Source organism: Providencia sp. PROV_01, from assembly GCF_053098325.1.
The window spans coordinates 3,113,104-3,125,058 of sequence record NZ_JBRFKD010000002.1; the positions used below are offsets into that span (position 1 = coordinate 3,113,104).

Sequence of the window (11,955 nt, forward strand, 5' to 3'; positions counted from 1 at the left end):
TAACTTGTCAAAGGTAGTCTAGTCGTCAATTATTATAATATTAATCAATTAATTCCCCTATTGGATTTTAAAATTAATTGTGAAAATAATAAATGAATAAATAAAAAAGTCATATACACTTTTTAATTTATCTTTGTTTTATTAAAAATAATATTAAATTATAATTTAGGTGAATGACTCATGGAAATTAATAATTAAAGACCACCTTATTAAGTGGTCTTATTATTAAGAGTTAACTGATGCGTTATTTTTTTCCAACTAAACGACAAATAGTTTCTGATACTAGGTAGCTTTTCTCAAAAGAACTGATTGGTAAAAATTCAAAGCATGAGTGGAAATTAAGTGCGCCAGTAAAATAATTTGGGGTTAAGACGCCTCTTGCTGATAAAGCTGAACCATCCGTACCACCACGCATCGGGATCACTTTAGGCTCAACCTTTTGAATTTTCAATGCATCGAAAATTAAATCAATCGCTGTACGATCATCACCTAACGAGTCACTAATATTGCTATACACATCTACAATGCTGCATTCAATTTTTGCTCTTGGATGACGTGCTTTTATTAATTCAATAGCTTGTTCTATAAAACGTTTTCGAGCTGCAAAACTATGGCGGTCAAAATCACGGATCGCCATTTTAATTTTAGCATTATCAGGGTTTGCGATTAAATCTGTGACATAAAAATAGCCTTCGCGATGTTCTGTGTGCTCTGGGGTATCAAAACGGTCAAAACAGCCAATAAAATCATGCGCAACCCGAATAGGGTTCAATAATACATTCTTAGCTGACATGGGATGTGCGGTAATACCTTTAATTGAAACTTCGATAGAAGCTGCATTAAACGTTTCATACACAACCTCACCAAGCGCACAGCAGTCAATAGTATAAGCAAAATCAACATTAAAGCGGGTTAAATCCATAATTTTAGAACCGCGTAGACCAATTTCTTCATCAGGTACAAACGCAACGTAGATATCCCCACAATCAAAATCGGCATATTGCAGTTTATGCATTAATTCCATAACAACCGTTACAGCGGCTTTATTATCAGCACCCAGTACGCTGGTTCCATCACTAAAAATAATATCTTCACCAATATAAGGTGCAGCTTCAGGGTGCTCGGCAGTCTTAAACCAAATGTTTTCTTTTTCATTTAAACATAAATCCTGGCCTTCATACCTCAAAGTTTGAGGCTTAATGATGGGAGATAACCCAACATCGACAGTATCTAAATGAGTCACAAAACCTATTTTTGGCGCTGAAGGCTTATTTCCTGGACGCATTGCATATAAGATGGCATGGTCATCAATATAAACATTTTTCAGACCATAGTTTTCAAGCTCTTGAGCTAATAATTTTGCTAGTTCACGTTGCCCTTCTGTACTTGGAACAACTATGCTTGCTGCGTCACTTTGGCTTTCAATAGCGAGATAGCGGTAAAAACGCTGCTCTAATTGTTTACCTAATTCGTTCATTTCATATTCCTTGCATTGACTATATTTACCCTATCTACTTACTTAATAGATAAGGTATTGGCCCTACTTACTGTGCAGGATGCCATGTGTAACCGCTGTCGAAACCAATTGGGATATCAAAAGCCCAGAACAAATATAATGTTGAAGTCAAAATAATTAATAACCCAACAGTAAACGGGATCATCATTGAGCACAATGTTCCTATTCCTGCATTTTTATAGTATTTTTGACAATACATCAGGATTAACGGATAAAACGGAAACATCGGTGTGCTCACGTTCATTGCTGAGTCACTGACACGAAATGCCGCTTGTGTTAACTCAGGTGAAATTCCCACTGCCATTAGCATCGGTACCAATACTGGCGCCATGATTGCCCATTTTGATGTCGCTGAAGTAATCATGATATTTAAAATAGCGGTTAATAGAATGACGCCAAAAACAGTCATTCCAGATGGCATATCAAGTGTACGTAATAACTCAGCTCCTGAAAGTGCTAATAATGTGCCTAAATTAGAATGTTGAAATGAATATAAAAATTGGGCAGCAAAAAAAGCAAAAACAATAAATGGGATAAGTGACTTAGTAATATTTTCCATTGCCTTAACAACATCTTTTGTTGACGTAAAAGATTTCGTCATATAACCATAAACAATGCCTGGCAAAGCAAAGAAAATAAACAGTAAAGGCACAACGATTTGCATAATAGGTGCTTTAGGGCTAGTTAAGCTGCCATCAGGCCCGCGTAATGGAGAATTCTCTGGCCATAACAATGCAAATAATCCGATACCTAACGCAATTAGCACTAAACCTGAAATACGAAAAGCACGATTCTCAGTGGCCGTAATTTTACCTAAATCTTTTTCAGAATCAGTATCCACTTCGTTTGAATTGATCGGACAATTTTTATTTAACCATGGTTCAACAATCTTTTCAGTGATAAACCAACACGTGAAAATAACCCCAAATGTACCACCCAAACTAAAAAAATAGTTACATAAAACATTTACGCTATAACCTGGCGCTAGCATTTGTGCGGCATCTTGCGTAAAACTTTGCATTATTGGGTCAATAATTGACGGCGTATAACTTGCAGTAAATCCCCCCGCTAAACCTGCAAATGCAGCAGCAATCCCAGCTAATGGATGACGACCACTCGCATAAAACATCATCGCTGCCACTGGCATTAAAATCACATAGGCAGAGTCTGAAGCAATATGAGAAACAATCCCGACAAACACCACGGTAGGCGTTAACATTCTAGGAGAAATAAACGACAACATTTTTTTCAATGCAGTATTAATAAAACCACTGCTTTCAGCAATACCAATACCTAACGTTGCCACTATCGTTATACCGAGAGGAGGGAAATTAATGAAGTTTTTAACTGCCGCAGTAATAAATAATATTATTTCCTCATACTGAAACATATTAACTATAGCAATTTTTTCTTTTGAAATAGGATGGTAATAACTAAAATCTACGAAAGAAAGTAGATAAGATAAAAACCAACATATAATCAGGGCATAAACAAACAGCATAGTCACATCAGGCATAACATTACCAATGCGCTCAACACGGTTTAAGAACCCTTTTTTCTTGGGAAGTGTTTTAGTTGTCATATTTACAAGCTACTTATGTTATTAGAATAGAAACTTTATAACAGTAAATAACCTATATATAAAAGTAAAATACTTTTGTGATTAGTTTTAACAGGATAAACCAGTTGCAAATTAAAACATTAGAATTATTTATATTAATTTTATATTTCAAATATGCTATATCTTAAATTTTATAAACTTATAGGTTTAGATGTAGAATATATCACTTAAGTGTTTGGCTTCGTGGTTACGCATACAAAAAAAGGAATAATAATTACACCTTTTTTTGTATGCAAGTAAATTACACTAATGTATGTTATTCACGCTTTAATTTTTCAGTATTTGCAATATAAAGTGCTACAACAAGAACCAAAATCGCCCCTGCATGTAACAGAGTTGTCATTGGGTCACTATGGTCAACAATAATTAAGCGAATAATTGCGGTAATACCTATATATATAAAATACCTTAGTGGGAAGTGATAGCCCGACATAAAATACTTTATTATCAAAGCAATAAACTCAAAATACAGAAAATAAATGACAATACCTTCTAGTAACTCATAAGCCGTTGCTCCTTTTGAGCTACCAAACATTAATGAAGCCATTGTCACTGTTTCTTTAGCTAAGAAGAATACAAGTACAGCAGCGAGTGCTATCAAGCCTATATTTAATATCCATTGCAGTACCCACGCGATATTACTCGCATGACGCATTCCTTTCATACTGTTCATTTTTTATCCCTCTGAACAACTTCTAAGTCTATTTATTACCTTAATTGTAAAACAAATTTAAGTCGTTCGCATGACAAATAAGAACTTAATTTAACCAATAAAATCAAAAAATACAGTCTGAATAGCTACTGCCGAATTGCCTATTTCTTGCTATTAATACTATAACTAGAAACTTTAGTCAGATGATGGGGACATCATTTCCATAATATCCTTCTCTGTCAACATAGGTGTTTTTTCTACAAAGTTATAATACTTAGGCTTGCTATCGATGTAAATTTGCATACACATTTGCGCATCTTGGCTCTCTTTAAATAAAGCGGCTGATGCATAATATGTTGAAGGTGAAAGTAAATGATAAAAAAGGTGTGAACCACAATTTTTACAAAATGCACGTTCTCCCCATTGAGATGACGCAAAAATTGTCACAGCTTCTTGCCCCTCAATTATTAAATCGTTACCGCAATCAACACTAAAACCTGGGCCGCCATTCCATTTTTGGTACATTCCGCAATGGCATACACTGACATGACTAATATCTTTTGTAGTTGTGATTTTTACAGAACCACACAAACATTGGCCTTGATGCATAGAATCCCCTTTATTTTGATCGTAGATTTATAATCTCAATATGAACATGTCCGCAGAAAAGTTAAGTGATGATTTACCTTTCATCTATTCTGAATTGTCGCCCGCTAAAACGTTTATCGTTAACAATACTGCGCAGCTGTGAACTATCAAATTCTTTCGTTTCCCGTTCAAATTCAATATCTGCATCATTTCCATCTGTGTTTTGTAGTACATATTCATACGTCACTTTATTATGCATTGCAATTTCTGTTAATACCGTATTACTCGTAGCTTGGGCAGCTATTGAAAAACCAGTCAAAATAACAACCATAATAAATATACGAGCCAGTAATGTTTTTTTCATCATCATCTCCTATTCTGTTAGAACTGTTTTAGCGCAAATCCCCGTCAGAAAAAACAGACTACAAGTAAGAGTTATCATGATTAAGTAAAGAGATGTCAAAACTGTCAACGACGTAAATTAATACCAAATAGGGAACCATTCCCTATTTGGTTAATAAAAATCTAGTTATAGCTCTTCATTATTTGTTTTATCTGAAGAGTTAACTTCTCTTAATAAATACCAGCAAAAATACCCTAATACTAATATTCCAATAAATAACAATACCCATAAGGTAATTGTCAGCCAGTTAAAATTATCATCAACTGCGTCTGTTGCAGTTAACCTATCTACACCACCCAATTCAATGACTGTATTATCAAGAAAGAGCTGAGGGTAATTCGTCATTAGTTCATCAATGCTATCTGGTTTCCCTATCAGCTGGCTTGTGGTCAATTTATCAAAGCTTGCTTGTTTATTCCCCCAAACAAGCAAATACGGAGCGGGACCTTGTAAATTAAAAATAAGGTTATAAGCATCTCGTTTCCCCGTTAGCCTTGGTGGTTGGTCCTCCCAACTGCCTTTGAGTGCAGAAATTCTTACTTTACCTACCATTTCGCCATAAAGTGTAGTGCTCGGATTACTAACTAATTCACCATCTATTATTTGATTATATGCAACAATATTAGTGAGTAATTTCCAACTTTCACCTCTATCAGATGAATACTCTATTTTTAGTGGGACCACGCGATTTGATTGCTGCAATTGTATTTGTAATTCACTTAATGGCTGAGCTCTTGGCAATTGATATATAACATGGTCTTTTGAAACTCCATCATTGGTCATTTCAAAATGGAATAATTCCTGGCGATAAGTTGAATTAAGTATACTAGAAGTAGCATTTACTTTTAATAAGTCAGGGATAACAATATCAGGGCCACTGACAATCACAGCCATAAGATAAGGTGCATTCAATGCCTTTGAATTACCATTTAATAATTCAATATTATTACTTGCAATAGTTTCAGAATTTAACTTCAAATTCATAATTGGCTGGTTTGTTGCTATATTTAGCCAGTTTTCTTTGTCATCACTGGAAAAAACAAATACCTTTGCCTGCCATTCATTCTCACTTTTAGCCCAGTCTAATGTCAGGTTTTTAATTGGCGTATCTTTGGTTTGACTTTGATTTCTCGTTAATAAATAAGCCTGATAAGCAACATTGTCTTTTACCTGCATACTAGGCAACTCAATTCTATCTACCTTGCCTGGAATAGATTCAACTAATAGATGTTGCCTTTCTCTACGCACATCATCATGAGAATTAACGCTATCAACCTGCGTCACTAAACGTTGTGGCGTAAAAGTCACCTTCTCATTAGAAATGGACTTTTCCGTATCAGAAAATAAGACTGAAGGAATTTCATTACCCGTACCGTTAAAGACGCGAACATCTTGCAAGGTCTTGGGGTACGCTGAATTAATGTATGCATTTACAGGGAGCTCTAACCAATAAAAAGGAGTCGATGTATCGAGTACATTTATTTCTGAGCCTTGATAAAAGCTATAAGGTGTAGCCTCTTCTACTGTCTGCGCATTTAAGTAACTTGAAAACAATAATGACAAAGAGAAGACTGCAAAAAACCTTCTTAGCCCGGTATTTTTTATTAAACTCATGATTGTTTCTCCTGTTCGACTTTCCCTTTTGTTTCTTTTGGTGGTAATGGTGAAAAATACCCAACAATTAAAATTAATAATGCAACACCAATAAATGAAATTGCGCGAGAAATACCACCCTGCCCATAAATATCAATTAAGAATAACTTGGCAATAACACAAGCAAAAATACCGGCTCCCATAAACCACCAAATACGATTTTTCTTAATAGCGGCAATAGTGATACAGGCTAGTGCAGCCAATGCCCAACTGATAGAAAGCACAGTTTGCAATAAGCGCGAATCATAAAGAGTATCATAGTTCCAATTTAGCTCAGCGAAATCTGCTATTGCACGAATTAAGATACCGTTAAACCAATAAGCAGAAAGTGCAATTATAGCCACTAATAAACTACGTAGAATCCAAAAATTAGCCACTGTCATGTTGCGTATTTTTTGAGTGAAACCTTTACGTATTAAAATTAGAGTCGCAATACTAAATAACCCAGCTTCATCTAATGGGTTGATTAACGGCACATAACTCCAAAAGGTCAATTTGCCATCTTCTAAATTCGCATAGCAAGATAATACAATTAACCCCACTGTCACAGGGAGCATTGCATACCAGTAAATTAACCCATTACGTTTCATTGGTGGCATTCTATTTTGTTGTAGCCAATAAAGAATAATCACGGTTAGCGTTATCGCCATGACATAAATAAAATACCCCACTTCGTGCATTCCCCATGGCAAAATGGAGACAAACCAATTCACCTGAGTACCAATAAATGCAAGAATTAGCCATAAATTAGCGCTATGAAGTACTCTTTGCATCCAGCGATCACGAAGTTTATACGCATGAATAACAAATAAAACAGAACTACCCAATACAACTGGCCATATAAGAGAACCTTCGCCACGCCCCATCGGGTTTTGGTCGTTTAAGAAATCTAAACCAAGATAATAATATCCCGCAATCCATAGGATGGATTGGCAAAGTAGCAATGGCACCCAATTTATATGGATAGCATATAAACGCCAGAACCAAACAGAAATAACGACCAAAACTAAAATAATAAAGCCTTCAGATTCACGGCTCCATGATAAAATATCCGTAAATAAGGGGAGCCAGCAAAACCAAGTCACCAAGCCAATAATTAAGAAACCGTAGCTAAATAAAGTAAAGTTGCTGTCTTCATGACGACGAGTATGGAAAAGCCCTCCGGCCATAAAACATGCGATTAATAGCACTGGCACCATATAAGTACTACTGCGACTCCAATATAAATAAGGATAATCACTTAATAAGGTTATTGCACTAATAACAATCAATAAAGAGCCAATAGCCGCCATTTTTTTCTGGTTTTGCTGTAAACCGAACCAAAGAATTAACAGCCCTTCTAATGACCAAATAATGGAAGTCCACTCAAATGTTAACGCTAGTGGAATAGCTAAAGTAATAAAACCAGCACCAATAATAATATTCGCTAATGCCATATTTTTGCCAGCAGATTTATAGCGCTTATGTACTTGTGATCCAGTAATCAGATATAACAAACCAACAATCAGTGAAATAAAGGCTGGTAATAGACCTTCCCCTTGTGAAATAAAGAATTGAAGGGCAATACTAATAAAAGGTGGAACAAACAGAAGTGTATTATCAACAATCAGTTGCTTGCTATGTTCAAAACGCAGTGAAAACAGTTGAGTTAAGGCATTAAATACAACTAAATTAGCGATGATAAAGAGTTGGCAAGATAAATAATAGCCTGGTTGGTAATTTTCTAATCCCCATAAAATGGCAACACTATAAGTCATCACCATACCAACTAAATTTAAAGGGCGCCAAGCTTGCCACACACTAATAACCAAAATACCAATGGACAGCATCAGGTAATAAGAGAACAAGACAACATGACTTCCACCGCCAGTAGAAAGCAATACCGGTGCTAAATACCCACCTATTGATGCTAAAACGGCTAAACTAATAGTTCGCTGCAATAATGCCAAAGCAATACTTGCTGCACAAATAAGTAACATAAACGCGAATGCCATTCCATATGGCACCATCGTATATAATTTAAAGGCAGCAAAAATAGTGATATACAAGCAGCCTATCGCCCCTCCTTGTAAAATCAACCCAAATAATGCCTTTTTATTTCGTAACCACCAGCCAACCCCTAGTAAGGCTAAGCACCCTACTGCACTGAAAATTAACCGCATTTGCGGTGAAATAATTTCATTTTGCACGCTGTAATTCAGTAAATATGCCACACCTAGGAATAACAGCAGGATACCTATTTTCGCAACCGGGTTTCCTTTAAATAGCCAACTAAAGAAATAGCTGAATATTGATTTATCGTGACTAACCGAATGCTGATTGTTTTGATTTGTATTAGACTTATTACGATTAAATCGATTTGGGTCAATTTGCTGTACTAGCGTGTTATCAAACCTATTTGGATTGGTATTTTCATGAGTAGATTGCTCCCTCATCGGAGCTGAATTCACATTATCAGATAAACCATGTTCTTTTTCAGCTTGCTGGTAAGCAACATGGCTCATCGAGGCAAGCTCTTGAGTTGCTCCCTGTTCGTTGTCTAATTTAACGTCCGCACTAGAAGAGAATTCATTTCCCTCTTGCTCTACAGGCGCATCCTGTATTTCATTTAAAACTGGTTGAGGAGATGCCACACCATCAACGGATATACTCTGCGTATATTTTGCTTTTGAAAGCAAAGTCTCTAATGAGGAAACCTTCTGATTTAACAGCGAAATTTGGTACTGCAACCGACCTGTTCGATTGATGGCAATGATAGCAAGAATCGGAGCTAGCACTAGCAGAAAAACTAATACGAGTCCTACTAGTATCCAAGTATCCACAAATAGGTTTCCTCATAATAAAATTCACAATTGAGAATCTGGAAAATAATGACCACGATTACTGCTAGTGTAAATAGCATTGATCCCCTTGCCAACTAAATGTAATAAACTGTTACAAAATAATTCGTTACATGCTGCTTTTAGGTATACCTTAGACAAAAAAGAAGCGATATTTCCCTTCTTTTATGTATGACTTATTAATACTCCCATTAGTTATTTTAGTAACTAAGAAAACCCTTAATCATCATTTAATGATAATTTCATTCATAAAGAATAGGTAACTGATATAACTATCTATTCTTAATGTTCCTTTTTAGATGCTCAAAAAATTAGTCATTAAAATTTTATTAGTACAATTTTTTTTATTATGTTATCTATATAATAGCTTTATCTGCAAACATTACTCTAATACTTATTATCCTTAAATGACTAAAGTCATTTATAATTATGTTAATTAGTTTCTTAATTAAGCACTGATAAAAACATAAATGTTTTAATTTAAATAAAGTTAACACACGGGAAAATGTTAACTGTCATTCCACAGATTTTTTATTCGACAAAGCCTATCGCATAATATCGGGAGAATTTTTAATGTTAACTCACATTATACTTGCTGCTTTAGGGCCCATTGTTCTTGGATTAGCCGTCGGTTGGCTATCGGGTAAATATGGGTTTATCAAAAGAGAGTATTCCCAAGCCTTTGCTGACTTTGTAGTTAAAATAGCATTACCATTTGCATTATTTCTAGCTGCTGCACAGGCTCCACCCTCGGTATTGCTCAATATTGACTACTTATTAGCATTAGCCGTAGGACTAATTGCAACATACGTGATTGGTTTTATTTTTGGTAAGTTTATTTTTCGTCACAATAAGAAAGATGCTGCAATGCAAGCATTGTCGGTGTCTTTTCCTGATATGGCCTACTGTGGGCCACCTGTCTTACTCGCAACTGTCGGGTCATCAGGCTTAATCGCTATGGTATTAGGCAACCTTATTTATACTGTCATTATTATCCCATTTACTCTCTTAATGATCAGTGGCTCACAACAAGGGCATAGTGTCTTTAAATCTGTTGGGAAAGCCATTGCCCAGCCCTTAGTTTTTCTTCCTATTCTAGGGGCATTATTGGCTATTTTTGGTGTTAAATTACCTGAAATATTACAAAACTCAGTTAATGAATTAGGTAAAACAGCAGGCGGAGTCGCTTTATTCTTCCTTGGATTGCTCCTTTCAGGAATCAAACTGACAATAAGTAAGGAAATTATATTTAACGTCTTTATAAAAAACTTTGTTCAAGCCGCTCTTATTTTAGGGACTGGGCTCGCTTTAGGATTACAAGATGATTTACTTAAAGCCGCGTTTATCATTGGTGTATTACCCACCGCGACCGCTGTTCCTGCATTAGCAATTAGTAATCAGGCCTATACGGAAACCTCTGCTGGAACCGTGTTATTAAGTACACTTGCTGCCTTAATTTCGATTATTGGCGGTATCACTATCGTCGAAATGCTTTAGCTTTCAAATTAATGGTAGCCTAAACATAGGCTGCCATTTCATTGCGGCACTAAATTCTCTGTTGCTTTTATCACCTATAATTTGCCAGACAGATCACAAAAAACGTATCATAGAGATAAGTACTTTTCTTTTATACACCTAGGATACGAACAAAAAATGAAAATTAGTGATGAGTTAGCTTCCGCTATCGCTTCCGTTACTGAAGTCGCTGCTGTAGCTGCCTTCGATTGGGTAGGTAAACAAGATAAAAATGCCGCAGATAAAGCCGCTGTTGAAGCAATGAGAAATCGCCTAAATGAAATTGATTTTCATGGCAAAATTGTCATTGGTGAAGGTGAAATCGACGATGCTCCCATGCTATATATTGGCGAGCAAGTTGGCAAACAATCCGGGTCTGTTGGGTTAGATATCGCAGTAGATCCTATTGATGGAACACGTATGGTGGCTTGTAATGAAAAAAATGCCATTGCCGTACTTGCTGCCGCGCCAACGGGAACACTGCTTCAAGCACCTGATATGTATATGGAAAAACTTGTTGTTGGTGCCGCAGCGAAAGGAGCTGTTCACCTAGCAAATCCCCTAGAAAAAAATTTAGAATTTCTTTCCTCCTCACTGAATAAACCCATTTCAAATCTTTCAATCGCAGTGCTTGATAAACCTCGCCATCAACATATTATTAAAACTATCCGTAATTTTGGTGCGAATGTGATTACCATCCCTGATGGTGATGTACTCGCCTCATTACTTACCATTCTTCCGGAGCATCCCATTGATATGATGTATGGGACTGGTGGTGCTCCTGAAGGCATTATCAGTGCAGCCATCGCACGCGCTTTAGGCGGTGATATGCAAGCAAGGCTAATTTCTCGAGATAAAGCCAAAGGTGATAGCGAAGAAAACAAACAGCTCGCGGCACAAGAAATTTTGCGCTGTCAGCAAATGGGGTTAGAAATTGGTGAGGTGTTATCTTTAGACCAGATGGTGAGTACTTCTGATGTCATATTTGCCGCCACAGCTATCACACCAACAATCTTGATGGATGGTGTATCAATAGATGCTTACAGCCGTATTTCAAATACCATTTTGGTTAATGGCCGTGACCGTTCGCTAAAACTGATTAATAATCGCTATTTTAATTAATGCAACAATACAGTATGTCATATATATCAAAAGGGCTTTTCAGCC

Annotated in this window: 9 protein-coding genes; 2 read left to right on the forward strand and 7 right to left on the reverse strand. The window is 36.2% G+C overall.

Translation table 11 applies throughout. The features are described 5' to 3' along the window. Positions 1-244: 244 nt before the first annotated feature. The 7 genes from pepT to ACU696_RS15255 form a co-directional block, all read right to left on the reverse strand. Positions 245-1,477: a peptidase T gene (pepT, locus tag ACU696_RS15225; RefSeq protein WP_109911209.1), complete on the reverse strand. Its 1,233-nt coding sequence runs from the start codon at positions 1,475-1,477 to the stop codon at positions 245-247. Positions 1,478-1,544: 67 nt separating this feature from the next. Next, positions 1,545-3,098, reverse strand: coding sequence for an AbgT family transporter (locus ACU696_RS15230; protein WP_109911208.1), 1,554 nt, complete (start codon positions 3,096-3,098; stop codon positions 1,545-1,547). A gap of 295 nt (positions 3,099-3,393) precedes the next feature. Beyond that, positions 3,394-3,801, reverse strand: a complete 408-nt coding sequence (gene psiE, locus ACU696_RS15235; RefSeq protein WP_371021253.1) for a phosphate-starvation-inducible protein PsiE — start codon at positions 3,799-3,801, stop codon at positions 3,394-3,396. 183 nt (positions 3,802-3,984) lie between these two features. Further along, complete coding sequence (locus tag ACU696_RS15240; protein ID WP_209101371.1) at positions 3,985-4,398, reverse strand: GFA family protein; 414 nt, start codon at positions 4,396-4,398, stop codon at positions 3,985-3,987. A gap of 73 nt (positions 4,399-4,471) precedes the next feature. After that, positions 4,472-4,741: a hypothetical protein gene (locus ACU696_RS15245; protein WP_109911205.1), complete on the reverse strand. Its 270-nt coding sequence runs from the start codon at positions 4,739-4,741 to the stop codon at positions 4,472-4,474. A 165-nt stretch (positions 4,742-4,906) separates the two neighbouring features. Beyond that, entirely contained in the window at positions 4,907-6,394 is a 1,488-nt protein-coding gene (locus tag ACU696_RS15250) for a DUF3999 family protein (protein ID WP_196719031.1), read from the reverse strand. Then, complete coding sequence (locus ACU696_RS15255; RefSeq protein WP_209101368.1) at positions 6,391-9,255, reverse strand: DUF2339 domain-containing protein; 2,865 nt, start codon at positions 9,253-9,255, stop codon at positions 6,391-6,393. The genes ACU696_RS15250 and ACU696_RS15255 overlap by 4 nt, the downstream gene beginning before the upstream one ends. 591 nt (positions 9,256-9,846) lie before the next feature. Between ACU696_RS15255 and ACU696_RS15260 the strand changes: the two genes are divergently transcribed. Beyond that, positions 9,847-10,770, forward strand: coding sequence for an AEC family transporter (locus tag ACU696_RS15260; protein ID WP_004910140.1), 924 nt, complete (start codon positions 9,847-9,849; stop codon positions 10,768-10,770). 162 nt (positions 10,771-10,932) lie between these two features. Further along, positions 10,933-11,910: a class II fructose-bisphosphatase gene (gene glpX, locus ACU696_RS15265; RefSeq protein ID WP_196719069.1), complete on the forward strand. Its 978-nt coding sequence runs from the start codon at positions 10,933-10,935 to the stop codon at positions 11,908-11,910. Positions 11,911-11,955: the final 45 nt, after the last annotated feature.

Coding starts and splice junctions, on each gene's coding strand:
- psiE (WP_371021253.1), bottom strand. CDS start 3,801: ATGAAAGGAATGCGTCATGCGAGTAATATCGCGTGGGTACTGCAATGG.
- ACU696_RS15245 (WP_109911205.1), bottom strand. CDS start 4,741: ATGAAAAAAACATTACTGGCTCGTATATTTATTATGGTTGTTATTTTG.
- ACU696_RS15260 (WP_004910140.1), top strand. CDS start 9,847: ATGTTAACTCACATTATACTTGCTGCTTTAGGGCCCATTGTTCTTGGA.
- ACU696_RS15250 (WP_196719031.1), bottom strand. CDS start 6,394: ATGAGTTTAATAAAAAATACCGGGCTAAGAAGGTTTTTTGCAGTCTTC.
- pepT (WP_109911209.1), bottom strand. CDS start 1,477: ATGAACGAATTAGGTAAACAATTAGAGCAGCGTTTTTACCGCTATCTC.
- ACU696_RS15240 (WP_209101371.1), bottom strand. CDS start 4,398: ATGCATCAAGGCCAATGTTTGTGTGGTTCTGTAAAAATCACAACTACA.
- ACU696_RS15230 (WP_109911208.1), bottom strand. CDS start 3,098: ATGACAACTAAAACACTTCCCAAGAAAAAAGGGTTCTTAAACCGTGTT.